The following is a 23,095-nucleotide window of genomic DNA, read 5'->3' on the forward strand; positions in this document are numbered from 1 at the left end:
CGATCAGGCCTCCTGGACCTTCAGCGTCATCCCATCCACGGCCACCACCCGCACGCGGGTGCCGACCGGCAGGTCGGGGCCTTCCACCGTCCAGAACGCATCGTCGATCTTGACCCGGCCGCGGCCGGCCGCGATCGCCTGGTCGAGCACGGCAACGTTACCGACCAGTTGCTCGGCGCGCCGGTTCAACAGCGGCTTGTCGCTCTGCCGTCCCTTGCCGCGGAACCACTTGCGGTAGACGGCCACGGAGATCAACGCCAACATCGAGAACAGCACCGCTTGCGCCAGCCAGCCGAGCCCCGGCGCCATCAGCACCACGACCGCCATGGCCACCGCGGCGAAACCGAACCACAGCATGAAGGCGCCTGGCGCCATCGCCTCCGCGGCGAACAGCACCAGCGCCCCGATCGCCCAGAACGCGAACTTGAAACTCATGTCAGCCTCCCGGGACGCGCGGCGGACGGGACGGTGCAGCGGCCTGCTGCTTGTCCAGTGCGCCCTTCGCAAGCTCGGCGATGCCAGCGATCGAGCCGATGATGCCCGTAGCTTCCATCGGCATCAGCACGAACTTCTGGTTCGGCGCCGTCGCCAGCTCCTTGAAGGCCTCCACGTACTTCTGCGCGATGAAGTAGTTGATCGCCTGCACGTCGCCCTGCGCGATGGCATTGGAGACCAACTCGGTCGCCTTGGCTTCCGCCTCGGCCAGGCGCTCGCGGGCCTCGGCCTCGCGATAGGCGGCCTCACGCTTGCCCTCGGCCTCCAGGATGGCGCTCTGTTTATCGCCCTCGGCGCGCAGGATTTCCGACTGTCGCGCGCCTTCCGCCTCCAGGATCGAAGCGCGCTTGTCGCGCTCGGCCTTCATCTGCCGGGCCATCGCGTCTACCAGATCGCGCGGCGGCTGGATGTCCTTGATCTCGATGCGGTTGACCTTCACGCCCCACGGGCTGGTCGCATGGTCCACCACGCCGAGCAGCTTGGCGTTGATCGTCTCGCGCTGGCTGAGCGACTCGTCCAGGTCCATCGAACCGATCACGGTACGGATGTTGGTCTGCACCAGGGCGATCATCGCCTGATCCAGGCTGGATACTTCATAAGCCGCCTTGGCCGCGTCCAGCACCTGGAAGAACACCACGCCATCCACCTTCACCACCGCGTTGTCCTTGGTGATGACGTCCTGCGAGGGCACTTCGAACACCTGCTCCATCATGTTGACCTTGCGGCCGATGCTCTGCATGTACGGGATCAGGAAGTGCAGGCCGGGGGACATCGTGTGGGTGTACTTGCCGAAATGCTCCACCGTGAACTCGTAGCCCTGCGGCACCACGCGGACACCTTTAAAGAAGGTGACCACGATGAACAGCACCACCGCCGCGACCACCAATGTCGAAAGACCGAACTCCATGCTGACCCCCTTCCTGTGATGTAGATCCGATTATAGGCATGGCCGGACCCGGCGACCGGAAGGAACTTTCCGGTTGCTGCGACGGTATTGCCCGCTGCGGCATCCCTATTCCCGACAGCCCCACGAAATCCTCCGCTTGAGCCGATCGCAGTTCGCCATCGACGTCCCCGACAGCCTGGTCGCCCGCGCGCGCTCGGGTTGCCGGGAGGCGTTCGAGCAGATCTACCGGCGCTTCGAACGCCCGGTGTTCACGCTGGCGCTCCGGATCTGCGGCGACCGGGAGGAAGCGGGCGACGTGCTGCAGGACACCATGCTGAAGCTCTTCCACCACCTTCCCGACTACCGCGGCGACTGCCCCTTCTGGGGCTGGCTGCGGCAGATCGCCGTCAACGAGGCGTTGCTGCGCCTGCGTCGGCAGAAGCGGCTGGTCGCCGAGATCTCGGTGGAGGAAGACGACCTGCCGCAGGACCAGGGACTACCCCCCGCGGCCGCGGCCGACGCGGCGCTGCTGCAGCGCGCGCTGGAAGCGCTACCCGCGGCGACCCGCAGCGTGTTGTGGCTCTACCACGCCGAGGGCTATACCCACGAGGAGATCGCCGGGCTCATGCAGCGCACGCCGAGCTTCTCCAAATCGCAGGTCTCCCGCGGCACGCGCCGGCTGCGGGCGCTGTTGAACATCGAGGACACCGTCCATGCCTGATTCCCGTTCCCGCGAACCCGTGCCGCGCGATTGGGGCGATGCCTTCGGCGCCCTGCCGCTGGAGACGCCGCCTCACGGTGCGTGGCAGCGTGTCGCCGCTGCACTGCCGCCAGCGCGCGTGCCCGCACGTCCCGTGCGCTGGCGCCGTCCTGCCATCGCGCTGGCCGCCACGGCCTTCTTCGCCGCCGTGATCCCGTTGATGCACTGGCGGGGTGCAGAGACCTCGATACCGCCTTTGCAACGCGCGCCCGCGGTCGCGACCACGGCACCGGCGCTTCCGGACATCCCGGCGCGATCCGCTGATGCCGAACCCGCCTCCGCCACACCCGTAGGTGTCTCCACGACGCAACGGATCGCTGACGCGCCGTCGGCGCGTCCAGCCGTTGCGCGCCCTCGTGCGCCGGCGCAACCCGCCCGTCTCGATGCGCTCTACACCGAATCCGCGCGCCTCGAAGCCGTGCTGGCGCAACTACCCGACAGCAGTACCGGCAACGTGGCGGCCCTCACCGTCAGTGCCGACCTGCAGGACCAGGTCAGCCACATCGACCTGGCGCTCTCGCAACCCGCCCTGTCCGAGACCACGCGCACCGCGCTGTGGGAAGAACGCGTCGACACGCTGCGCCAGCTTACCGGCGTGGAAGCCACCCAACGCTGGCAGGTCGCCTTGAACGACACCGCCGCCGATAGCGCCATCTACTGATCCAGAACACGCAACGAGGAGACCCACCATGCTCAAGCCCCTATCCCGGTCGCTGCTGGCCCTTGCACTGATCGCGCCACTGCCCGCGCTGGCCCAACAGGGCGATGCAGCCAAACAGAAGGAACTGGACGCCGCCCGCGCGGACCTGCAACGCGCCGCGAAACGCGTCGCCGAACTTTCGCGGGACGCCGGCGCCGTGCGCGCACCCGTCGACATCGATCACATCGTCGTGCGTCGGCCGCGGCTCGGCGTACTGCTCTCGGGCGATGACGCGGCAGGCGTGCGCATCACGGGCGTGACGCCGGAAAGCGGCGCGGCCAAGGCCGGCCTGAAGGCGGGCGATCGCTTGGTGCGGGTGGCGGGCGAGACGATCGGTGGCGCCACCGCCGACGCACGCGTGGCCGACGCGCGCACGCGGTTGGCCAGCCTAAAGGCAGATACGCCCGTGCGGGTCACCTATCAGCGCGACGGCAAAGTCCACGAGGCGAGCGTCACTCCTACGCAGGTATCGCCGCGCAGTGCGTTCGCCAGCCAAGGTCCGGGCGCCGTCTTCTTCAGCAGCCGCGAAGGTGGCATGCCATGGATCGAGGGGGTGCCTCTGCCGATGGGCGAGATCAGCACCGTCATCGCGCCCGAGGTGCAGCTCGAGCTCCGCAAGCTCGGTCAGCTCGGCGACTGCAAGGGTGAGGACTGCCAGTTGCCTGCGCTCGCCCAGGCCTTCCGCTGGAGCAACCTCAACCTGGCGACCGTGGATGCGTCGCTGGGTCGCTACTTCGGCGCCGACACCGGCGTGCTCGTCCTGTCCGTCGGCGAAGAGCTCGAAGGCCTGCAGTCAGGCGACGTGATCCGCAAGGTCGACGGCGCAACGGTCACCTCGCCCCGCGACGTCACCCAGGCGCTGCGCGACAAGCCGGAAGACGCCAAGGTCGCGATCGAATACCTGCGGGATCGCCAGACCCGGACCAGCACCGTGACCGTACCGAAAGCCGCGGCGTTCCGTTTTCCCGCGACATCGCGTGTGGTCGTGAAGCCGCGTACGGCCGAGACCGCCGGCAAGGCGCCGAACGTCGTGGAGCGTCGGCGCGTGATGATCGTCGACCAGGACGGCAAGGTGCAGACCTTCGAAGACGACGGCGGCGACATGCCGCTGCCGCCCCCGCCGCCTGCTGCGCCCGTACCGCCATCCGGCAAGGGCAGCACGCTGCTCTGACACGCATTACTAGAAGAGAAACCGATGAATCCCCTGCCCCCGCAACCGCGGGGGTCTTTTTCTACAAAGGCGGCACGTCCCTGTGCCGGAGAGAACCTTCAGCGCGATTGCCCGGCCGCCGCGGCACGTTCTGCAGGTGCGGGCTCGACCCAGTCGGCGAACACCTTGGCGATGCTCGCATCCGCCACGGTCTTGCCTTCCTGCACGTCGCCGGCCTGGGTGAACAACGGAATGATCATCGCCATGCCGTCCACCTTGGTTTTCAGGTGGACACCGGGCGCGCGGGACAGGAATCGATCCCAATGCGCGCGCACCTTGGCCCAGTAGCCGGCCGTCGCCTGCCAGTAGTCGCGCGCGGGCTTGAAGTCGACCTCGGTGGTCTTGATGTAATCGTTGAAGCCGAACTCGCGTGCCAGTTCCACCTGCGTCCCGTCGGGTTTTCGCAGGACCTTGGTATTGAACTGCTCGTGGGTCCAGCCATTCGGCGTCAGCGTGTGGCGGTTGACCACCGACAGCGCGTTGTAGTCGCTGCGCTTGGTGTACTCGCGACGCGGCAGCGGCCGCCAGCTCAGATCGCTGGTCCAGGTTGTCACGCCATTGGCGTACTCCCAGCGGCCGGTACCGCAGTAGCGCGGCGCATCGCTGACCTCGTACACGCACTGCGTCCACGCACCGCGCGTGGCATCGGCAGGGATCGTGCGGACGCTCCAGGTCTGGTCGGCGCTGAACTCGAAGCGCGTGGATGCCTCGTAGGTCCAGTCCTGGCGCCAATGCTTGGTCACGTGGCCGCTCTTGGCGTCGACCAGGATGTGCTGGAGGACGATCCGGGTCGGCGAGTCCTCGACGACGATGACGGTCTCATCGCCGCCGCTGCGCATGGCCGCCTGGCGCTCGTAGCCCGGCTGCAGTAGGACGGTTTCGTCGAAAGCGAAGTCGACGGTGTAGTCGCCCTGCATCGCCAGGATCGACTGGTGGTCGCGGGCAGGGTCGGCGGCGAAGGCCTGGCCTGCGGCCAGCAACGAGGCGGTGAACAGCAGGGTGGCGACCGATGTTTTCATGGTGGCTTCTCTCATGTGAGTCTGATCAGCGGTACGACCTTGTCGCCCGCCTCCATTGGGGTTTCCCGATCCGCGTCCGGTAGGGACGCGTTGTAACGGGTCGACGATGCGCAGCAGCAGTCGTGCAGCCCGCTTTCCAGTTCCGCGCCTTCGGCATGCGCGATCCGACGCGCCGTGTTGACGCCCAGCACCGACATCAACGACAGGCTGGCCGCGAGCACGGGCAACGTGGCGGGTTGCGGCACCGCATGGAGTTGCAGCGCACAGGCGCGCCATTGCCCGCCGAGCAAGCGTCCCGCAAGCCGTTGCCACAAGCGGTCGGCCAGCCCGGCGGCTTCACCGTCGGTGCCCTGCGGCAACGACGCCACCAGGCGATCCCAGGCCACGAAATCGCTGTCAGGCAACAGGCACAAACGCCAGCAGCACCGTCCCTGCGCGTCGAAGAACAGCAATCGTTCGTCCAGGCCGTCGCTGCCCACGCCGGCGTGGGCTTCCACGCGTACCGCTTGTTGCCAGCCGGCCAGTTCGCTGCCGTGCTGCGTTCGATAGAGGCACAACACCGGTCCCAACGCCGCGAGTTGCGCGGCGCCCGGAAACGCATCCGCGGATGCGCCCGTGACGGAACCAGGGAGTGCCCGCAGCATCGGCATAGCGGTTACCAGCTCACCGCTACGCTGGCCGACAACGTGCGACCCGGCGCGGTGTAGCGATCGAGCGTGGCGCTGCCGGTGGCAACGAGTGCCATGTCGCCCGCATCGATGTAGCGACGATCGGCCAGGTTGAAGACGCCGACGTTGAACTTCGCGCCAGGCGCGAAATTCCAGTGCGCGTACAGGTCGAGCACGCCATAGCCCGCCTGGCGGTAGTAGTCCGGGTCCGACACGCGGCGCTTGCGGTCGACGAAACGGCCTGCCAGTTCCGCGCCCCACGACGAGGCGTCGTAGGCCAGGCCCAGCGTCGCGGTCAGCGGGTCCACGCTGTCCAGCGGCGTATCGGTGCTGCGGTCCTTGCCGCGCGACCACGCGGCCGCACCGCGCAGCGACCAGCCCGCCCACGCATCGGACAACGCACCGATGTCCAGGCCCGCCTTAAGCTCCAGGCCATGGATCTGCGCCTCGGAAATGTTCTGCGACTGGTAGACCATCAGCCCGTCGTCGTTGTAGCCGATGGGCCGCATCGATTCGATGAAGTCGTCGTAGCGGTTGTAGTAGCCCGAGAAGCTGGCGTACGCCACTTCGCTAGCATAACGCACGCCCAGTTCGACGCCGTCGCTGGTTTCCGGCTTCAGGTCCGGGTTCGCGATGGCGGTGTAGCCGAACTGCACGTTGGTGAAACCGATGTTGACGTCGTTGTAAGGCGGCGATCGGAAGCCGTGCGCATACCCGCCGAACAGCGACCACGCCGGTGCGAACGTCCACACCATGCCGAGTTTGGGCGACACGCTGGTCTCGCGGATATCCGCCAACGCCACGCCCGGATTGTCGGCGTCGAAGATTGCATCGTGCTGCGGGTCGAGGCGATAGTGGTCCACGCGCAGACCCGGCACCAATCGGAACGCGCCGTCAGCGAAGCTGATCTCGTCCTGCACGTAGAGCGCGGCGGTGGTGGTCTTGCTTACCGGGAAGTCGCGCACGGGGAACGTATCCGGCGACATGACCGGCGTGCTCACGCCGGTCAGCGGGAACGTGCGCAGGCCGTCGCGCTTCTGCCGCGTCTCGGTACGTGCGAGGTCCAGGCCATAAATCAGGTCGTGGCGAACAGAAGTACCGAACGCCTTGCGGAAGTTCGCCTGGAGACCATAGGTCCGCTGATCGAAATTGAACTCGCGCTCGCGGATGTCGCGCAGCGTCGGCGCAGGCAGCGTCCGTTCCTCGCGTGTGTACTGGGTGGTTTCGCTGTCCTGGCGGTAGATCTGCCAGTCCAGACTGTCGGCGAATGCCGCCGAAAGGTTGTCCCACTCATGCGCGAAGGCGACGCGCGCACGCGTCTGGTGGTCGCGCGCGATCACGCGATCGTTGGTGGCGCGCGTCAGCGATTGATACCCCTGCTGGGTCAACAGATCGGTATCGGCATTGTCCTCGTTGCCTTCCACCGTCAGGCGGAACCGCTGCCCTTCGCTCGGCGCGAAGACCAGCTTCGTCAGCAGGCTGCGACCATCCCGTTCCTGCGGGTTCGGCAATGTGCGGTTGGCGCCGATACCGGCGACATCGCCCTGGTTTTCGGTTTCCTCGCCTTGCCGGTGGCCGACGCTAACCAGGCCGCTCAATCGGTCGCCACCGAACGCCGCAGTGGCGTTGCCGAACAAGCCGTTCCAGCTGCTGTCGTAGCCGAGGCGGAAGCCGAAGTACGCGTCCTTGCCGTCTTCGAGATAGTCCGAAGGATCCTTGGTGATGAACGATACGACGCCCCCGAGCGCATCGGAACCGTATAGCGAGCTGGACGGTCCGCGCACGATCTCGACCTGCTTCAGCGTGTCCAGGTCGACGAAGTTGCGGTTCGCGTTGGAGAAGCTGCCGATCGAGAAAGCGTCCGACACCGGAATGCCATCGGTCTGGATGCGTACGCGATTGCCTTCCAGGCCGCGGATGCGGAATCCGCCCAGGCCGAAGCGGCCGAAGCTGGAGGTGACGGTCACTCCGGGCTCGTAGCGCACCAGCCCCTTAATGTCGCGGACCAGGCGGTCGTCCAGTTCCTCGCGATCGATGACGCTGACCGTATTCGGCACATCCGCGACGGCGCGCTCGCTGCGCGTGGCGGTAACCTGGATGCGCGCCAGTTCATTCGCATCGGCGCTGGAGGAAGAGGGCGAAGCCGCATCGGCGGCGGGAGCGGCATGGGCATGGCCGGCAAGGGCCAGGCACACGGCCGCGGTGAGCAGCGTGGGACGCATCATGGCGTACAGCATTCCTGTGGGTGGTGATCAGACCCGGAAGGCTGGCGGCCGGAGAATCCTTGGCTGGCGCCCGGTGGAGAGAGAGGGTGTTCCGCCGCGCTGTACTGCGGCGACGCATCGACATAGCGACGATGCGTCGGTTTACTTGGTGAGGATCAGCTTGTCGTTGCTGGTGTGGCGCAAGCGGTACACGCGGTCGCCATGGCGGATCAACACTTCGCGCTGGCCCTTCAGCAGGGCGGCACTTTCGAGGATCTCCTCGGTGCGCGGCTCGCTGTTGGACAGGGAAAGGCGCTCGCGCAGCGCCAGCGAATCGGCCATGGGCAATGCAGTGACGTTCGAGATCATCGGGAAGCTCCGGGTGGAACGGAACTTGATGATAATGATTCTTATTTGCGAGTCAACACTTTCGTAGCGTCGCCTGTCCGTCAGTCCGCCGCAGCCGTCAAGCGCGCCCAGACGGCCTCGTCGTAGCGGGTGGCCAGATCCAGCGCCGTCAGGTTCTCGCGTAGCTGTTCTGCCCGGCTCGCCCCCAGGATGACGGTCGACACATGCGGGTTCTGCAGGCACCACGCGATGGCGAGCGGCGCCGGCTTCTCGCCAAGTTCCGCCGCCACGGCAGCGTAGCGGGCGGCACGTTCCTGACGCCTGGCGCCTGCGGCGCCCAGGATCATCCGGCGTAGATCTTCGTGCCCCGTGCGTCCCAGGCGCGTATCGCCGGCGATGTCGCCGCCGTACTTGCCCGTCAGCAGACCCGACGCCAAGGGCGACCAGGTCGTCGTACCCAGGCCCAACTCGGCGTAGAGCGGCGCGTACTCCAGTTCCACCCGCTGCCGGTGCAGCAGGTTGTACTGCGGCTGCTCCATCGTCGGCCCGTGCAGGTGGTGCTTGCGCGCGATCGCGGCGGCCTCGCGGATGCGCGCGGCCGGCCATTCCGACGTTCCCCAATACAGCACCTTGCCTTGCCGGATCAGCGTGTCCATCGCCCAGACGGTCTCCTCCACCGGCGTATCGGGATCCGGGCGGTGGCAGAAGAACAGATCCAGGTAGTCCACCTGCAATCGACGAAGCGCGTCATGGCAGGCCTCGGTGACATGTTTGCGGGAGAGGCCACGTTGGGTGGGGCGGGGATTCTCGACCGCCCCGAAGCACACCTTGCTGGACACGCAGAAACTATCCCGCGGCAGCGCCAGCGCGCGCAGCGCCTCGCCCATCACGCGTTCGGCGTCACCATGGCCGTAAACCTCGGCGTTGTCGAAGAAGTTGACCCCGTGGTCCCACGCCAGCGCGATCAGCTCGCCCGCCTCGCGAGCACCGACCTGCTGACCGAAGGTCAGCCAGGCGCCGAAGGACAGGGCTGAGACCTGGAGTCCCGACGTGCCGAGGCGGCGGTACTGCATGGCGTTCTCCCGTGGCGGTTCGCCCCATCCTAGCGCCCGTCTCCGGCACCGGCACGGCGCCAAATGAGAATGGCTCCGCCGCCCCCGGCGAGCGCGCTTTAGAATGTGCACACTTTCCTCCTCCGGGGAGTAGCCCACCCGTCCCGACGGGGTCCGCGCGTCAACACACTTGGTCGACGACCATGGTGCGCGGGACGAAGCGAAACGCTTCGCCGGGCAAGACCGAAGGCAGGCGTCGCGCTAACCCGGGCCGGGCAGTGCGTCGTTTGCCTTCGCGTCCATCCGCGAACGCCTGGCCCCGGAGTCCTTGATGTTGTCCCTGCACGCCCTGCTGGTCTCCACCGGCACCGTCACCTTGGCCGAAATCGGCGACAAGACCCAGTTGCTGGCCCTGTTGCTGGCCGCGCGTTACCGCAAGCCGTGGCCGATCGCGCTGGGCATTCTGGCCGCGACCCTGGTCAATCACGCGATTTCCGCCTGGCTGGGCGCCGAACTGACCGACTGGCTGTCGCCCGAGGTGCTGCGCTGGGTGGTGGCGGGCAGCTTCCTGGCCGTGGCCCTGTGGACGCTCAAGCCGGACACGCTGGAGGACGAAGCCGACAACCTGCCGGCCCATGGCGCCTTCCTAGCGACGACGGTGGCCTTCTTCCTGGCCGAGATCGGCGACAAGACCCAGGTCGCAACGGTATTGCTGGCCACCAAGTACGTGCCGCTGTGGCAGGTGATCGCCGGCACCACGATCGGCATGCTGCTGGCGAACCTGCCGGTGGTCTGGCTGGGCCACCGCTTCGCCGACAAACTGCCGCTGAAGCTGGCCCGCGGGCTGGCATCGGCCGTGTTCCTCGCCCTGGCCCTGTGGGTGGCTTTCCGCGGCATAGGCTGAACGGCCTGGGGCGGCCCCGGCGGCTGCTAGACTGCCCGGTCAGAACAACATGCAAGGTCTGGGGGAATACATGCTGGAAGTCTTGGGGCGGATCGGCTTCGGCCTGTTCGGTCTGGCGGTGCTCATCGGCATCGTCTGGCTGTTTTCCAACAACCGGAAGGCCATCGACTGGAAACTGGTCGCCACGGGCGTCACCCTGCAGATCGCTTTCGCCGCGCTCGTGCTGCTGGTGCCGGGCGGCCGCGAAGTGTTCGATGCGCTCGGCCACGGCTTCGTGAAGATCCTCAGTTTCGTTAACGCCGGCTCGAACTTCATCTTCGGCGGCCTGATGAACGTCGAGACTTACGGCTTCATCTTCGCCTTCCAGGTGTTGCCCACCATCATCTTCTTCGCCGCCCTGATGGGCGTGCTGTACCACCTGGGCGTGATGCAATTCATCGTTCGGATCATGGCCTTGGCGATCACCAAGGTGATGAAGGTGTCCGGCGCCGAGACCACGAGCGTCTGCGCCAGCGTGTTCATCGGGCAGACCGAAGCGCCGCTGACGGTGCGCCCGTACATTCCGAAGATGACCGAGTCGGAGCTGATCACCATGATGATCGGCGGCATGGCCCATATCGCCGGTGGCGTGCTCGCGGCCTACGTGGGCATGCTGGGCGGCGGCGATGCGGAGCAGCAGGCCTTCTACGCCAAGCACCTGCTGGCCGCGTCGATCATGGCCGCTCCGGCCACGCTGGTGGTGGCGAAACTGCTGATTCCCGAAACCGGCACGCCGCTGACCCGCGGCACGGTGAAGATGGAAGTCGAAAAGACTTCTAGCAACATCATCGATGCGGCCGCCGCCGGTGCGGGCGACGGCCTGCGGCTGGCACTGAACATCGGTGCGATGCTGTTGGCGTTCATCGCACTGATCGCGCTGCTGAACTGGCCGCTGACGTGGTTCGGCGAAGCCACCGGCCTGGCCGCCATCCTCGGCAAGCCGACCGACCTGGCCACGATCTTCGGCTACCTGCTGGCGCCCATCGCGTGGGTCATCGGCGTGCCGTGGCAGGATGCGACCACCGTGGGCTCGCTGATCGGCCAGAAGGTGGTCATCAACGAGTTCGTCGCCTACCTGCAGTTGGCGGACATCGTGAATGGCAAGGTGGCCGGCGTGTCGCTGTCCGACGAGGGCAAGCTGATCGCCACGTACGCGCTGTGCGGCTTCGCCAACTTCAGCTCGATCGCGATCCAGATCGGCGGCATCGGCGGCTTGGCGCCCGAGCGCCGCTCGGACTTGGCCCGGTTCGGCCTGCGCGCCGTGCTCGGCGGCACCATCGCCACGCTGATGACGGCCACCATTGCCGGCGTGCTGTCGCACTTCGGTTGATCGGAGAACGGCGGCCGGCGGCCGCCCTTCCCCTTCCTTCTACGTTTCCTTTCCGTGACCGCGGCGTTGCCGCGGCCCGGACTTCAGGTATCGCGCCATGAGTACGTCCTCGCCCTCCCCTGCCCGCGTGATTGTCGTGGGCTCGTTCAATGTCGACCACGTGTGGCGCTGCGATGCGTTGCCGGCGGCAGGCGCGACCATTGCCGGGCGGTACGCCAGCGGCCCCGGCGGCAAGGGCTTCAATCAGGCGATCGCGGCCGTGCGCGCGGGTGCGGAGACCACGTTCGTCTGCGCGCTGGGCGACGACGCCGGCGGTCGCCTTGCGCGCGACCTGGCCGCAGGCGACGGCTTGGATCTGCGCGCCCAGGCCAGCGATGAACCTACCGGCACCGCCGGCATCTACGTGGATACGCACGGCCGCAACACCATCGTCATTGGCGCAGGCGCCAATGCTGCGCTGTCCACGGACCACGTGAATGCCCAGTCCGCTATCTTCGCCGTGGCCGGCGTCGTGCTCGCGCAACTCGAATCGCCGACGGACACGGTGCTCGCCGCGTTGCAGGCCGCCCGCCAGCAGGGCATCACCACAGTGCTCAATCCGGCGCCGGCCAATGCCGCCACCACGACCGAGCTGCTCGCGCATGCCGACGTCATCACCCCCAACGAAACCGAATTCGCCGCCCTGCTCGCCCGCCACCTTGGTGAGCGGATCAGCGCCGACGATGTGGCCACGCTCGACGGCGTCACCCTGCACCAGCACTGCCGGCAGCTGTTCCCGCATGGCACGGTGGTCGTGACGCTGGGCGCGACCGGCGTCTACGTGTCCCACCCGGACGAAGCGCTGCGCGGCGACCCGCGACCGCACTACCGTGTTGCCGCCGAAGCCGCCGCGGTGGTCGACACCACTGGCGCGGGCGATGCCTTCAACGGTGCGTTGGCCGCATCGCTGGCGGAGAACAGCGTGCCGACCTTCGCCGATCACGTGCGCTTCGCCAATCGATTCGCCGCATTGTCGACCGAACGGCCCGGCGCGGCACTGGCCATGCCCCTGCGGGCCGATCTCCAGGCGCGTTTCGCCGACTGAGCCGGCGGTTCCCCCGCCGGAGCCGACGGCGGATAATGCCGCCATGCAGATCGGCCCTTACCGCATCGACCCGCCGGTGATGCTGGCCCCCATGGCCGGCGTCACCGACAAGCCGTTCCGCCTGCTGTGCAAGCGGCTGGGCGCCGGCCTGGCGGTGTCGGAAATGACCATCAGCGATCCGCGCTTCTGGAACACGGCCAAATCGCTGCACCGAATGGATCACGACGGCGAACCCAGCCCCATCAGCGTGCAGATCGCGGGCACCGAGCCGGAGCAGTTGGCGAATGCCGCGCGCTACAACGCCGATCATGGCGCGCAGATCATCGACATCAACATGGGCTGCCCGGCCAAGAAGGTCTGTAACGCCTGGGCGGGCTCCGCGCTGATGCGCGACGAGGCACTGGTGGGCCGGATTCTGGAAGCCGTGGTGAAGGCCGTCGACGTGCCCGTCACGCTGAAGATCCGCACCGGCTGGGATTGCGACCACCGCAACGGACCGGTCATCGCCCGCATCGCGCAGGAAAGCGGCATCGCGTCACTGGCTGTCCATGGCCGCACGCGCGACCAGCATTACACCGGCACGGCCGAATACGAGACCATCGCGGCGATCAAGGCCACGCTGCGCATTCCCGTCGTCGCCAACGGCGATATCGATTCGCCCGCCAAGGCCGCGCACGTACTGGCGAAGACCGGTGCCGATGCGGTGATGGTCGGTCGCGCGGCGCAAGGCCGTCCTTGGATCTTTCGCGAAATCGCGCACTTCCTCGCCACGGGCGAGCACCTCGCCCCGCCGTCCCTGCATGAAGTGCGCGACATCCTGATCGGCCACCTGGAGGCGCTGCATGCGTTCTACGGCGAGCCCCAGGGCGTGCGCATCGCGCGCAAGCACCTCGGCTGGTACGCCAAGGACCGTCCCGAGAACCTCGCGTTTCGTGCCGTCGTGAACCGCGCTGAGACGGCCGAAGACCAGATGCGTTTGACCCGCGACTACTTCGATGCCTTAGTGGCCGGCGAGCGGTTGCCGACCGCTGCGTGACTTCCTTCTTCCGGAGACTCCCATGATGGAATCCGACGCTCCTTACCTGCACGGTTTCTCTTCGGTGGAGCAAGCACGCCTGGTGAAGCAGGCGAGACTGCTCGAAAGCACGCTGTTCAACCATGTGGATTACACCGGCGTGCGTCGCCTGCTCGAAGTCGGCAGCGGCGTCGGCGCGCAAACCGAGATCCTGTTGCGGCGGTTCCCCGACCTGCACGTGACCTGCGTGGACCTCAACCAAGTGCAGTTGGATGCCGCACGCGACAACCTGGCGAAGATGCCCTGGTGCCGCGAGCGCTTCACGCTGCAGCAAGCAGACGCGAGCCGGCTGCCGTACGGCGCGCGCGACTTCGACGGCGCCTTCCTGTGCTGGATCCTGGAGCATGTACCCAACCCCGCACGCGTACTGAGCGAGGTACGTCGCGTGTTGTCGCCGGGTTCGTCCATCTATGTCACCGAAGTGATGAACTCGTCGTTCCTGCTGCATCCGTACTCGCCCAATACGTGGCGCTACTGGATGGCGTTCAACGATTTCCAGTACGACAGCGGCGGCGACCCCTTCATCGGCGCGAAGTTGGGAAACCTGCTGCTGGCCGGCGGCTTCCGCGACGTCGTCACCGAGATCAAGACGGTGCACTTCGACAACCGCGAACCGGCGCGGCGCAAGGACCTGATCGCGTTCTGGGAGGAGTTGCTGCTGTCGGCCGCCGATGCGCTGGTGCAGGCCGGTCGCGTCACGCAGGACGTCGTCGACGGCATGCGCCAGGAAATGCGGGATGTCCAGAACGATCCTGATGCCGTGTTCTTCTATGCCTTCGTGCAGGCGCGCGCAACGGTTTACTGACGAAGCTAACCACCCGGTAAACATGACCGGAGTCACCGTGCGTTCCGGCACTGGGGCGCCCCGCAACACGGCGCGACGATGTGTCCGCCGGTCCCCCTGCCGGCCTGCAGCACACCGCAGCCATTCGCGGTAATCACCTCCCCGGAGGAACCCCATGAACACAAGAACCGCATCCCTGATGGCGGCTGTTCTGGCCATCGCTCCCCTCGCCGCACACGCCGACGATACCGTCGCCCAGCTCGCTCGCGAAACGGGCCTTACAGAGCGCAACGTACGCATGGTGCTGGGCGCGCGCACCCCCTATGCGGAGTACCGCATCGTCTTCAATCGCGTCCAACGTCAGTTCAAGGATGCCGTCGGCGAGCACAACTACGATCGCCTGATGCGTGGCGAATCCATCGTGATCGAGCGCGCACCCGCGCAGGACGCTGTCGCCCGGCAGGTTCGCGAGGAGACGTCAACTCCGTCGGCGAAGCCCGAGGACCGAGAAGGCTGACGTCCCTCCGCGGTAGTGGTGGGTCGCTACCGACTCCCGGTAGCGCCTTGCGGCACGTCATTCGCCAACTGCTCGGCGACGGATCCTGCCGCGGGATCCCGGATCCGTCGCCACATGGCATCCAACAGGTGGCGCACGCCTGCGCCACCCGACACCGGGAGCGACCACGGCCGCTGCACCGGAGTGATGGACTGCCAACGCCCTTCCTTCCAGGCCGCGACATCGAACTGGAAGTTGTAGTTCGGTTCCAACCCCATGCGCAGGTCCGAGAGCACCAGGCGGTCCTCGCGGACCTGCGCGCGCATAAAGCCACGGTTGAACCAGGACAAGCGATCCACTGCGGGAATGCCCCGCGCCTGGCGCAGCGCCTGCACGTTGGACGGATAGCCACGGAAGTGCATCCGGCCTTCGTCGACCAGTACCGAGCGTTCGGCTTCGACATAACCCGCGGGCGTCATTGCCACCACGCGCCACAGCAACGTGTTGAACGGCATGGGCACCGAGAAGTACGGCGCATCGCCCAGGCCCATCGAGGCGAGCGTGCGCTCGGCTTCGCGATCCACCATTGCCTTCGCGACCAGGGACCACCCCAGATAGGCCGTACTGAGGACCAACCCCGCCACCAGCGCGCGCTGGGCGGTGATGCGCTCGCGCAGCCCCCACGCGACGATGCACGCGACCAGCAGCCAGACCGTGTACAGCGGGTCGATGATGAACACGCTGGACCACATCGTCGGCGCCGGCATCAGCGGCCACCACAGCTGCGTGCCGTAGACGGTGAACGCGTCCAGCAACGGATGCGTAATCAGCGCGAGCTGGATCGCCCAGAACCAGCGCGCGGGCGCTGCCGCGACGCGCCCATCGCCGAAGCGCTTGAACAGCCACCACAGCAGCCAGCCGACCAGCGGCAGCACGAACAGCGAGTGGCTGAAGCTGCGATGCACCGTCATCAGCGTGACCGGGTTGTCCGAGAACAGCGCGATGGGCAGGCTGTCGAGGTCGGGCAGCGTGCCGAGGGCCGCACCGGCGAGCAGCGCGGCGCGACGATGGGCGGCGGGGGCGATGGCGGCCGCGAGGGCACCGCCGAGGACGATCTGGCTGAGGGAATCCATGCGGCGATCCTAGCAGCCGCAGGCGCGATGCCTCACGCCGCGCGCGGCACGTCCTGCGGAACCAGACGCAGCCGCGGCGCGACTTCCGCCAGCACCTGGCCCGTGTGGGACAGCAGGCACAGCGTCCCGTCCGCCTCCTCGCTGAGCGCGGTCAGGCTTTCGACCCAATCGCCATCGTTCGCGTACAGCAGGCCATCGCGCTGGAGCAGCGAAGCGCGGTGAATGTGCCCGCAGACGATGCCATCCAGCCCCCGCCGCCGCGCATCCTCCAGGCCTGCGTGGACGAAGCGCGCGATGTAGCGCTCGGCCGCATCGCTCTGGCGCTTCAGGTATTCCGCTAATGACCAGTAGCGCAGGCCGAAGCGGCGACGCAGCTGGTTGGTCAGGCGGTTGCCGGTGAGGATGCGGTAGTAGAGCCAGTCCCCGAACTTCTCCTGCAGTCCGCCGAAGTGGGTGACGCCGTCGTAGTCGTCGCCGTGCGTGACCAGCAGCCTGCGCCCATCGAGCGTGGTGTGGATCGCACGGCGACGGACCTGCATGGCGGGCAGCATCAGGCCACAGAAGCGACGAATCGGCCTGTCGTGGTTGCCCGGTACGTAAACCAGTTCCGTGCCGTTTCGCGCCAGCGCGTGCAGCGCTTCGATGACGCGGTTGTGGGCCGCATCCCAGGACGCGCGGCGCTGCGCCATCCACCACAGGTCGACGATGTCGCCGACCAGATACAGCCGCCGGCAATGCAAGCCCGCCAGAAAGTCGGCGAACTCCGCCGCATGGCAGTGCTTGGAGCCCAGGTGCACGTCGGAGACGAAGACCGCGCGCCGCATCGGGGGTGGCGCGGCCAGCGGACTCATGCCGCGGTCTCCGTCGGGCGCCACACGTCGCCCAGGTAGCGTTCCCGCTTCTTCGGCCGGATACGGTGCAGGTCCACTTCGATCAAGCCATCGATGGAATCGCTGAAGTCCGGGTCCACGCCGAACGCGAGGAACCGCGCGCCACCGGGTTCGCACAGCTCGGTGTACTGCTTGTAGAGCATCGGCACCGTCGCCCCCAGCGTGTCGAGGTTGGTCTTGAGGACGCGGAAGGCGGTGTCCGCCTCGAGGGCGTCGAAGCAAGGGGGCGTGGCGGTATAGCGGAACGGATGCCGGGAGCGCGCCTCGCCGTTCGGATCGCCGTAGTAGTGCGCGTAGTACGCGACGATCTGTTCGCGCGCATGCAGCGGCAACGCCGCGCTCATCGATACCGCACCGAACAGGTAGCGCACGCGGGGATGCCGGCGCAGATAGGCGCCGATGCCTTGCCACAGGTAGTCGATGCTGCGGCTGCCCCAGTAGTCGGGCACCACGAAACTGCGTCCCAGCTCCATGCCCCCGGCCAGGCGCGGCAGGGCATCGTCCGCGTAGTCGAACAGCGAGGCGGTGTAGAGCCCCTTCAGCCCCTGGGCGGCCAGTACGGGCGCGCCACGCGCCAGCCGGTACGCGCCGGCGATCTTCCGCTGCGCCGCATCCCACAGCACGATGTGCTCGTACCAGGTATCGAATGCATCCACGTCCATGCGCTTGCCGGTGCCCTCGCCCACCGCGCGGAAGGTCAATTCGCGCAGTCGTCCGATCTCGCGTAGCAGCGGCGAACCACCGGACAACTTGCCCACACAGATCCGCTTGCCATCCGTGGTCTCGCCAAGCACGTCGAGCGCGTCGATGCAGGCCGCCAGTGCGTCAGGTGCCAGCGCATCGACCAGCGGCTCCTGCTCCTCGGACGGCGGGTCCATGGGCTTGGCTTCACGGCGCCCGAGCGCGTACAGCGCCTCGCGCACCTGACCGATGAGCGTGGCGGGATCGACGGCCGGATCCAGCCGCAGCGGCTGGCCCACATGCAGTTGCAGCCGGCGCTGGCTGCGGCGGAACATCTCGCGCGCCAGCAACGCCGTGCCCGCCGGCTTGAACAGCGCCGAGGCGCCGTAGAAAAACGCCGAATTGCGCGCCACCACGCGGACCGGTAACACCGGCGCGCCCGTGGCGCGCGCGAAGCGCAAGAAGCCGCGACGCCAGCGGGTATCGCGCACGCCACGCGGACCCAGCCGGGAGACTTCGCCGGCCGGGAACACGATGACGCACTGCTCGGCCTCCAGCGCCTGCTCGACGGCCCGCACGCTGTCCGCACTCGGCTTGCCGCCCAGGATGCGTACGGGCAGGAGCAGCGAGGCGATCGGCGTGATACCGGCCAGCATGTCGTTGGCGACGATGCGCACGTCCCGCCTCACCCGGCCGACCATCTGCAGCAGCGCCAGCGCATCCAGGGCGCCTGACGGATGGTTGGCCACGATCAGCAGCCGTCCCTGCGCCGGAATCCGGCGCGCATCCTGGTCGTCGACGGCCGGGCGCAGGTTGAGGTGATCGATGGCCGCGTCGATGAAGTCCAGGCCTTGCAGGTGGCCGTGGTCGGCCAGGAAGGCGTAGGCCTGGTCCAGCCGGGACCACCGGCCCAGGGTACGCAGCAGCGGGCCGGTCAGCCGCGCACGGCGGCCGCGGAACCAGTGGGGATAGCGTTCGGCGATCTGGCGTTCCAGCGGGTGCATGGGCAGGGGCTGGCGGCGGGGTTTCGCCGCGCAGCCTGCGCCTGGCCGGCGACAGCACGGTTTCCGTTTTCTGGCAGTCCGGTGACAGCGCAGCGCTTGATGTCCGCTTAACCCGGGACAACCCTGAACAGCGCAGAATGCACGCACCGCTCCCGGCGTGTATCATGCGCGCCCATCTTTTCATCCGAATCAAAGGATATAAGCCTGATGTCCAGCTACCTGTTCACCTCCGAATCGGTCTCCGAAGGCCATCCGGACAAGATCGCCGACCAGATTTCCGACGCCGTGCTGGACGCCATCCTGGCCCAGGACAAGCGCGCACGCGTGGCCTGCGAGACGCTGGTGAAGACGGGCGCCGCCATCGTGGCCGGCGAAGTCACCACCACCGCCTGGGTGGACATCGAGTCGCTGGCCCGCAAGGTCATCAACGACATCGGCTACGACAATTCGGACGTCGGCTTCGACGGCCACACCTGCGCCATCATCAACATGCTCGGCAAGCAGTCGCCGGACATCAACCAGGGCGTCGACCGCAAGAAGCCGGAAGAACAGGGCGCGGGCGACCAGGGCCTGATGTTCGGCTATGCCTGCAACGAGGCGCCGGAATTCATGCCCGCCCCGCTGTACTACAGCCACCGCCTGGTGGAACAGCAGGCCAAGGTGCGCAAGAAGGGCAAGCTGAAGTGGCTGCGCCCCGACGCCAAGTCGCAGGTCACCCTGCGCTACGACGGCAACACCGTCCTGGGCCTCGACGCTGTGGTGCTGTCGACCCAGCACGACCCGGACATCAAGCAGAAGGACCTGATCGAAGCCGTGCGCGCCGAGATCCTGGTGCCCGTGCTGCCGAAGAAGTGGCTGGACGCGCTGCCGAAGAACAAGGTGCACATCAACCCGACCGGCAAGTTCGTCATCGGCGGCCCGGTGGGCGACTGCGGCCTGACCGGCCGCAAGATCATCGTCGACAGCTACGGCGGCATGGCCCGCCATGGCGGCGGCGCGTTCTCGGGCAAGGATCCGTCGAAGGTCGACCGTTCGGCCGCCTACGCCGCGCGCTACGTGGCCAAGAACATCGTGGCCGCCGGCCTGGCCGACAAGTGCGAAGTGCAGGTCTCCTACGCCATCGGCGTGGCCGAGCCGACCTCGATCTCGGTCACCACGTTCGGTACCGGCAAGGTGGGCGACGACGTGATCGAGAAGCTGATCCGCAAGCACTTCGACCTGCGCCCGTACGGCATCACCAAGATGCTGGACCTGGAACACCCGATCTACCAGCCGACCGCCAGCTACGGCCACTTCGGCCGCAAGCCGCGCGAGATCAGCTACGTGGACGCCGCCGGCAAGAAGCACACCGCGACCGCCTTCTCGTGGGAGAAGACCGACCGCGCCGAAGCGCTCCGCAAGGACGCCAAGCTGAAGTAACCGCCGCGACCTTCGCGCCGACGGGAACGGGCCGCACACGCGGCCCGTTTTCTTTTGGAAGCGGCACTGCGCGCGCCGCACCGGGATCGGTTAGCCTGCGCGCCTCACCCCGAGGAGGCGCGCCATGGAATCGCTGAAGAGCCATCAGCTCTCGATGACGGTGCTGATGACGCCGGACATGGCCAACTTCTCCGGCAAGGTCCACGGCGGCGCGATCCTCAAGCTGCTCGACCAGGTGGCCTACGCCTGCGGCAGCCGCTACGCCGGCAAGTACGTGGTCACCCTGTCGGTGGACCAGGTGATGTTCCGCCAGGCCATCAACGTGGGCGAACTGGTGACGTTCCTCGCTTCGGTCAATCACACCGGTACGTCGTCGATGGAAATCGGCATCAAGGTCGTGGCCGAGGACATCCGCAAGCAGAGCGTGCGCCACGCCAACAGTTGCTTCTTCACGATGGTCGCGGTCGACGACGACGGCAGGACCACCCCTGTCCCGCCGCTGGAGCCGTCCACGCCGGACGAGATCCGCCGCTTCGCCGCCGCCCGCCTGCGCCGCCAGTTGCGCGAAGAGATGGAACGCCGGCATGCCGAACTTGGCAGTCGCGCCGTGGAAAACCCCTGAGTTGCCGCAACTGGCGATGCATCCGGTCTGCCGCTAGGATCGTCACACACGTCAGGAAGACCGCATGTCGAACGACACCAACCGGCGTCCCATCGCTGCCCGCGCCAGTGGATGGGCCCGATCGATCAGTGCCGCATTGGCGCGTTCGTGCGTCACGCCGAACCAGATCTCGATGCTGAGCATCGTCTTCGCCGCTCTGGGTGCGGGGATGCTGTGGTTCGCCACCCCGCTTGCGCTGGTCGTCGCGGCGATATGCATCCAGCTACGACTGGTCTGCAATCTGCTGGACGGCATGGTCGCGATGGAGGGAGGCAAGAAGACCCCGACCGGCGCGCTGTACAACGAGTTCCCGGACCGCGTGGCGGACTCGCTGCTGATCGTCGCCCTCGGATACGCCTGCGGCGCGGTGTGGCTGGGCTGGCTTGGCGCACTGGCGGCCGCACTCACGGCCTACGTGCGACTTGCAGGCGGCAGCCTGGGATTGCCGCAGGATTTCAGAGGACCGATGGCCAAGCAGCACCGCATGGCCGTGTTGACGGTCGCGTGCCTGCTGGGCGCAGCCGAACTGGTCTTCGCACAGACGCACTGGGCCCTGCGCATAGCGGCCTGGATCATTGCCTTGGGCGCGCTGGTAACCTGCATCACCCGCAGCCGTGCGATCTCGGTCGCGCTGCATGCGCGCGACAGCGCATGATCAGCCGCCTGCTGGCCGCGATCAGCAAGGCCCTGATCGGGGCCTATCCGCGCTGGATAGGCTGCCAGCCCGAGGCGCGCCAGCGCATCTATTTCGCGAACCACGCCAGTCATCTGGACACCGTCGCGCTGTGGTCGGCATTGCCCCCTTTCCTGCGCCCCAAGACCCGCCCGGTGGCGGCGCGCGACTACTGGGGCGGTGGCGGGCTCAAGGGCCTGATCGCAGGGCCCGGCCTCAACGTAGTGCTGATCGACAGACAGCGCACAGATCCCGACGCCGATCCGCTGCAGCCCCTGTACGAAGCGCTTGACGCAGGCACGTCGTTGATCCTGTTTCCCGAAGGTACGCGCAACCCCGACGCCACGCTGCTGCCGTTCAAGTCCGGCCTGTATCACCTGGCCCAACGCTATCCACGAGTCGAGCTGATCCCGGTCTATCTCGACAATGCGCGTCGCAGCATGCCGAAAGGTAGCCTGCTGCCGGTGCCGCTGATCTGCACCGTGCGCTTCGGCGCGCCCCTGGCGGCGGAGCCTGGCGAAGACAAGGCCGGTTTCCTGCAGCGCGCGCGTGATGCGGTGCAGGCACTGGCGCCCTGAACCAAGGAAGCACGTAGACGCATGGATACCCTGCCCTTCAACGGCTTCATCCGCACCGCCATCGCGCAGGCCCCAGGCAAGTTCTGGTGGATGATCGGGGGCGTGATCGCGCTGCTGGTGCTGGCGTCGACTATCGGCTGGGTGCTGGGCAGGCGCAGGCCTTCACCCGTGGTGGACAACCTCAACGCCCGCATCAACGCCTGGTGGGTGATGGTGGGTGTGCTGCTGGTGTGCTTCCTGGTCGGCAAGATCGCCACCCTGGTGCTGTACGCGCTGCTGTCGTTCTTCGCACTCCGCGAATTCCTCACCCTCACGCCGACGCGCCGCGGCGACCACCTCGCGCTGTGCCTGTGCTTCTACGTCGCGATCCCGCTGCAGTACTGGCTGATCGGCGTGGACTGGTACGGCCTGTTCGTCATGTGCATCCCGGTGTACGGCTTCCTGTTGCTGCCCGCCGTCACCGCACTGCAGGGCGATACCGAGGACTTCCTGGAGCGCAACACCAAGGTGCAGTGGGGCCTGATGCTCACGGTCTACTGCCTGAGCCACGCGCCGGCACTGATGTTGCTGAACATCCCCGGCTACGAGGGCCAGAACCTGATGCTGCTGTTCTACCTGTTGCTGGTGGTGCAGCTGAGCGATGTCCTGCAGTACGTGTTCGGCAAGTTGTTTGGCAAACACCTGCTGGCGCCCAAGGTGAGCCCCTCCAAGACCGTCGAAGGCTTGGTGGGGGGCGGTCTGTCCGCCGCCGCCATCGGCGCCGCGTTGTGGTGGGTGACCCCGTTCACGCCCGTGCAGTCCGCGCTGCTGTCGTTGCTGATCGTCCTGTGCGGCTTCCTGGGCGGGCTGGCGCTGTCGGCCACCAAACGCAGCCTCGGCGCGAAGGACTGGGGCACCATGATCGAAGGCCATGGCGGCGCCCTGGACCGGCTGGACTCGGTGGTGTTCGCCGCGCCGGTGTTCTTCCACGTGGTCCGCTACGGCTTCCAGTAGCGCGCGACG

The 23,095-nt window shown here is 67.2% G+C and carries 24 protein-coding genes; 14 read left to right on the forward strand and 10 right to left on the reverse strand.

Translation table 11 applies throughout. The features are described 5' to 3' along the window. Positions 1-3: 3 nt before the first annotated feature. Positions 4-435, reverse strand: a complete 432-nt coding sequence (locus BM365_RS06820; protein WP_093487740.1) for an NfeD family protein — start codon at positions 433-435, stop codon at positions 4-6. Position 436: 1 nt separating this feature from the next. Then, positions 437-1,402: an SPFH domain-containing protein gene (locus tag BM365_RS06825; protein WP_093487742.1), complete on the reverse strand. Its 966-nt coding sequence runs from the start codon at positions 1,400-1,402 to the stop codon at positions 437-439. Between the two features lie 136 nt (positions 1,403-1,538). On the opposite strand from BM365_RS06825, the gene BM365_RS06830 reads away from it, so the two are divergent. From BM365_RS06830 to BM365_RS06840, 3 genes are read left to right on the forward strand one after another with little or no spacing between them, the layout of a single operon-like run. Beyond that, the gene (locus BM365_RS06830) at positions 1,539-2,102 is read left to right on the forward strand and encodes an RNA polymerase sigma factor (protein ID WP_093487744.1); all 564 of its coding nucleotides are present in this window, start codon (positions 1,539-1,541) and stop codon (positions 2,100-2,102) included. Next, complete coding sequence (locus BM365_RS06835; protein WP_093487746.1) at positions 2,095-2,802, forward strand: hypothetical protein; 708 nt, start codon at positions 2,095-2,097, stop codon at positions 2,800-2,802. Before BM365_RS06830 ends, BM365_RS06835 begins: the two co-directional genes overlap by 8 nt. A 28-nt stretch (positions 2,803-2,830) precedes the next feature. Then, positions 2,831-4,012, forward strand: a complete 1,182-nt coding sequence (locus BM365_RS06840) for a PDZ domain-containing protein (protein ID WP_093487748.1) — start codon at positions 2,831-2,833, stop codon at positions 4,010-4,012. 98 nt (positions 4,013-4,110) lie between these two features. Here the strand turns inward: BM365_RS06840 and BM365_RS06845 are convergent, their stop codons facing one another. The 5 genes from BM365_RS06845 to BM365_RS06865 all read right to left on the reverse strand — a co-directional run bounded on the left by BM365_RS06845 (position 4,111) and on the right by BM365_RS06865 (position 9,363). Continuing rightward, on the reverse strand, positions 4,111-5,070 hold the full coding sequence (locus tag BM365_RS06845) for a DUF6607 family protein (RefSeq protein WP_093487750.1): 960 nt from the start codon (positions 5,068-5,070) through the stop codon (positions 4,111-4,113). 11 nt (positions 5,071-5,081) lie between these two features. Beyond that, complete coding sequence (locus BM365_RS06850; RefSeq protein WP_233210758.1) at positions 5,082-5,714, reverse strand: ChuX/HutX family heme-like substrate-binding protein; 633 nt, start codon at positions 5,712-5,714, stop codon at positions 5,082-5,084. Between the two features lie 11 nt (positions 5,715-5,725). Beyond that, positions 5,726-7,963 carry a TonB-dependent hemoglobin/transferrin/lactoferrin family receptor gene (locus BM365_RS06855; protein WP_093489539.1) on the reverse strand — a complete coding sequence of 746 codons (2,238 nt, stop codon included), beginning with the start codon at positions 7,961-7,963 and terminating at the stop codon, positions 5,726-5,728. A 141-nt stretch (positions 7,964-8,104) separates the two neighbouring features. Beyond that, positions 8,105-8,284, reverse strand: a complete 180-nt coding sequence (locus tag BM365_RS06860) for a hemin uptake protein HemP (RefSeq protein WP_233210848.1) — start codon at positions 8,282-8,284, stop codon at positions 8,105-8,107. A gap of 107 nt (positions 8,285-8,391) precedes the next feature. Continuing rightward, positions 8,392-9,363: an aldo/keto reductase gene (locus BM365_RS06865; protein ID WP_093487756.1), complete on the reverse strand. Its 972-nt coding sequence runs from the start codon at positions 9,361-9,363 to the stop codon at positions 8,392-8,394. Between the two features lie 310 nt (positions 9,364-9,673). Here BM365_RS06865 and BM365_RS06870 point away from each other — a divergent pair, with 310 nt between their 5' ends. The 6 genes from BM365_RS06870 to BM365_RS06895 all read left to right on the forward strand — a co-directional run bounded on the left by BM365_RS06870 (position 9,674) and on the right by BM365_RS06895 (position 15,075). Then, a complete protein-coding gene (locus BM365_RS06870) occupies positions 9,674-10,246 on the forward strand; it encodes a TMEM165/GDT1 family protein (protein WP_217645168.1) in 573 nt (190 codons plus the stop codon). A 70-nt stretch (positions 10,247-10,316) separates the two neighbouring features. Next, complete coding sequence (locus tag BM365_RS06875; protein ID WP_093487758.1) at positions 10,317-11,615, forward strand: NupC/NupG family nucleoside CNT transporter; 1,299 nt, start codon at positions 10,317-10,319, stop codon at positions 11,613-11,615. A gap of 97 nt (positions 11,616-11,712) precedes the next feature. Then, positions 11,713-12,699, forward strand: coding sequence for a ribokinase (locus tag BM365_RS06880; RefSeq protein ID WP_093487760.1), 987 nt, complete (start codon positions 11,713-11,715; stop codon positions 12,697-12,699). Positions 12,700-12,742: 43 nt separating this feature from the next. Further along, positions 12,743-13,735, forward strand: a complete 993-nt coding sequence (gene dusB / locus BM365_RS06885) for a tRNA dihydrouridine synthase DusB (protein ID WP_093487762.1) — start codon at positions 12,743-12,745, stop codon at positions 13,733-13,735. Positions 13,736-13,757: 22 nt separating this feature from the next. Continuing rightward, positions 13,758-14,579 (forward strand): class I SAM-dependent methyltransferase, encoded by an 822-nt coding sequence (locus tag BM365_RS06890; protein WP_093487764.1) that lies wholly within the window; start codon positions 13,758-13,760, stop codon positions 14,577-14,579. 154 nt (positions 14,580-14,733) lie between these two features. Next, entirely contained in the window at positions 14,734-15,075 is a 342-nt protein-coding gene (locus BM365_RS06895; RefSeq protein WP_139227348.1) for a hypothetical protein, read from the forward strand. A gap of 26 nt (positions 15,076-15,101) precedes the next feature. On the opposite strand, the gene BM365_RS06900 is transcribed toward BM365_RS06895, so the two are convergent. The 3 genes from BM365_RS06900 to BM365_RS06910 are packed head-to-tail and all read right to left on the reverse strand — an operon-like array spanning position 15,102 to position 18,762. Then, positions 15,102-16,187, reverse strand: coding sequence for a metal-dependent hydrolase (locus BM365_RS06900; RefSeq protein WP_093487768.1), 1,086 nt, complete (start codon positions 16,185-16,187; stop codon positions 15,102-15,104). A gap of 32 nt (positions 16,188-16,219) precedes the next feature. Then, positions 16,220-17,038 (reverse strand): UDP-2,3-diacylglucosamine diphosphatase, encoded by an 819-nt coding sequence (locus tag BM365_RS06905; protein WP_093489543.1) that lies wholly within the window; start codon positions 17,036-17,038, stop codon positions 16,220-16,222. After that, positions 17,035-18,762: a bifunctional ornithine lipid synthase OlsF gene (locus tag BM365_RS06910; protein WP_093487770.1), complete on the reverse strand. Its 1,728-nt coding sequence runs from the start codon at positions 18,760-18,762 to the stop codon at positions 17,035-17,037. The genes BM365_RS06905 and BM365_RS06910 overlap by 4 nt, the downstream gene beginning before the upstream one ends. Before the next feature lie 207 nt (positions 18,763-18,969). Here BM365_RS06910 and metK point away from each other — a divergent pair, with 207 nt between their 5' ends. The 5 genes from metK to BM365_RS06935 all read left to right on the forward strand — a co-directional run bounded on the left by metK (position 18,970) and on the right by BM365_RS06935 (position 23,086). Further along, a complete protein-coding gene (gene metK / locus BM365_RS06915) occupies positions 18,970-20,181 on the forward strand; it encodes a methionine adenosyltransferase (protein ID WP_093487772.1) in 1,212 nt (403 codons plus the stop codon). A gap of 124 nt (positions 20,182-20,305) precedes the next feature. Beyond that, the gene (locus tag BM365_RS06920; RefSeq protein WP_093487774.1) at positions 20,306-20,803 is read left to right on the forward strand and encodes an acyl-CoA thioesterase; all 498 of its coding nucleotides are present in this window, start codon (positions 20,306-20,308) and stop codon (positions 20,801-20,803) included. Positions 20,804-20,867: 64 nt separating this feature from the next. Beyond that, positions 20,868-21,497 carry a CDP-alcohol phosphatidyltransferase family protein gene (locus BM365_RS06925; RefSeq protein ID WP_093487776.1) on the forward strand — a complete coding sequence of 210 codons (630 nt, stop codon included), beginning with the start codon at positions 20,868-20,870 and terminating at the stop codon, positions 21,495-21,497. Then, positions 21,494-22,093: a lysophospholipid acyltransferase family protein gene (locus tag BM365_RS06930; RefSeq protein WP_093487778.1), complete on the forward strand. Its 600-nt coding sequence runs from the start codon at positions 21,494-21,496 to the stop codon at positions 22,091-22,093. Before BM365_RS06925 ends, BM365_RS06930 begins: the two co-directional genes overlap by 4 nt. 90 nt (positions 22,094-22,183) lie before the next feature. Then, entirely contained in the window at positions 22,184-23,086 is a 903-nt protein-coding gene (locus BM365_RS06935; protein WP_233210847.1) for a phosphatidate cytidylyltransferase, read from the forward strand. Positions 23,087-23,095: the final 9 nt, after the last annotated feature.

This window comes from Pseudoxanthomonas sp. YR558, from assembly GCF_900116385.1.
In the GTDB taxonomy this organism is placed as follows: domain Bacteria; phylum Pseudomonadota; class Gammaproteobacteria; order Xanthomonadales; family Xanthomonadaceae; genus Pseudoxanthomonas_A.

Bases quoted from the DNA above. Each gene is read 5' to 3' on its own strand.
- BM365_RS06820 (WP_093487740.1), bottom strand. From the start codon at position 435: ATGAGTTTCAAGTTCGCGTTCTGGGCGATCGGGGCGCTGGTGCTGTTC.
- BM365_RS06825 (WP_093487742.1), bottom strand. From the start codon at position 1,402: ATGGAGTTCGGTCTTTCGACATTGGTGGTCGCGGCGGTGGTGCTGTTC.
- BM365_RS06835 (WP_093487746.1), top strand. From the start codon at position 2,095: ATGCCTGATTCCCGTTCCCGCGAACCCGTGCCGCGCGATTGGGGCGAT.
- BM365_RS06840 (WP_093487748.1), top strand. From the start codon at position 2,831: ATGCTCAAGCCCCTATCCCGGTCGCTGCTGGCCCTTGCACTGATCGCG.
- BM365_RS06845 (WP_093487750.1), bottom strand. From the start codon at position 5,070: ATGAAAACATCGGTCGCCACCCTGCTGTTCACCGCCTCGTTGCTGGCC.
- BM365_RS06850 (WP_233210758.1), bottom strand. From the start codon at position 5,714: ATGCTGCGGGCACTCCCTGGTTCCGTCACGGGCGCATCCGCGGATGCG.
- BM365_RS06855 (WP_093489539.1), bottom strand. From the start codon at position 7,963: ATGATGCGTCCCACGCTGCTCACCGCGGCCGTGTGCCTGGCCCTTGCC.
- BM365_RS06860 (WP_233210848.1), bottom strand. From the start codon at position 8,284: ATGGCCGATTCGCTGGCGCTGCGCGAGCGCCTTTCCCTGTCCAACAGC.
- BM365_RS06865 (WP_093487756.1), bottom strand. From the start codon at position 9,363: ATGCAGTACCGCCGCCTCGGCACGTCGGGACTCCAGGTCTCAGCCCTG.
- BM365_RS06870 (WP_217645168.1), top strand. From the start codon at position 9,674: ATGTTGTCCCTGCACGCCCTGCTGGTCTCCACCGGCACCGTCACCTTG.
- BM365_RS06875 (WP_093487758.1), top strand. From the start codon at position 10,317: ATGCTGGAAGTCTTGGGGCGGATCGGCTTCGGCCTGTTCGGTCTGGCG.
- BM365_RS06880 (WP_093487760.1), top strand. From the start codon at position 11,713: ATGAGTACGTCCTCGCCCTCCCCTGCCCGCGTGATTGTCGTGGGCTCG.
- dusB (WP_093487762.1), top strand. From the start codon at position 12,743: ATGCAGATCGGCCCTTACCGCATCGACCCGCCGGTGATGCTGGCCCCC.
- BM365_RS06890 (WP_093487764.1), top strand. From the start codon at position 13,758: ATGATGGAATCCGACGCTCCTTACCTGCACGGTTTCTCTTCGGTGGAG.
- BM365_RS06895 (WP_139227348.1), top strand. From the start codon at position 14,734: ATGAACACAAGAACCGCATCCCTGATGGCGGCTGTTCTGGCCATCGCT.
- BM365_RS06900 (WP_093487768.1), bottom strand. From the start codon at position 16,187: ATGGATTCCCTCAGCCAGATCGTCCTCGGCGGTGCCCTCGCGGCCGCC.
- BM365_RS06905 (WP_093489543.1), bottom strand. From the start codon at position 17,038: ATGAGTCCGCTGGCCGCGCCACCCCCGATGCGGCGCGCGGTCTTCGTC.
- BM365_RS06910 (WP_093487770.1), bottom strand. From the start codon at position 18,762: ATGCACCCGCTGGAACGCCAGATCGCCGAACGCTATCCCCACTGGTTC.
- metK (WP_093487772.1), top strand. From the start codon at position 18,970: ATGTCCAGCTACCTGTTCACCTCCGAATCGGTCTCCGAAGGCCATCCG.
- BM365_RS06920 (WP_093487774.1), top strand. From the start codon at position 20,306: ATGGAATCGCTGAAGAGCCATCAGCTCTCGATGACGGTGCTGATGACG.
- BM365_RS06925 (WP_093487776.1), top strand. From the start codon at position 20,868: ATGTCGAACGACACCAACCGGCGTCCCATCGCTGCCCGCGCCAGTGGA.
- BM365_RS06930 (WP_093487778.1), top strand. From the start codon at position 21,494: ATGATCAGCCGCCTGCTGGCCGCGATCAGCAAGGCCCTGATCGGGGCC.
- BM365_RS06935 (WP_233210847.1), top strand. From the start codon at position 22,184: ATGATCGGGGGCGTGATCGCGCTGCTGGTGCTGGCGTCGACTATCGGC.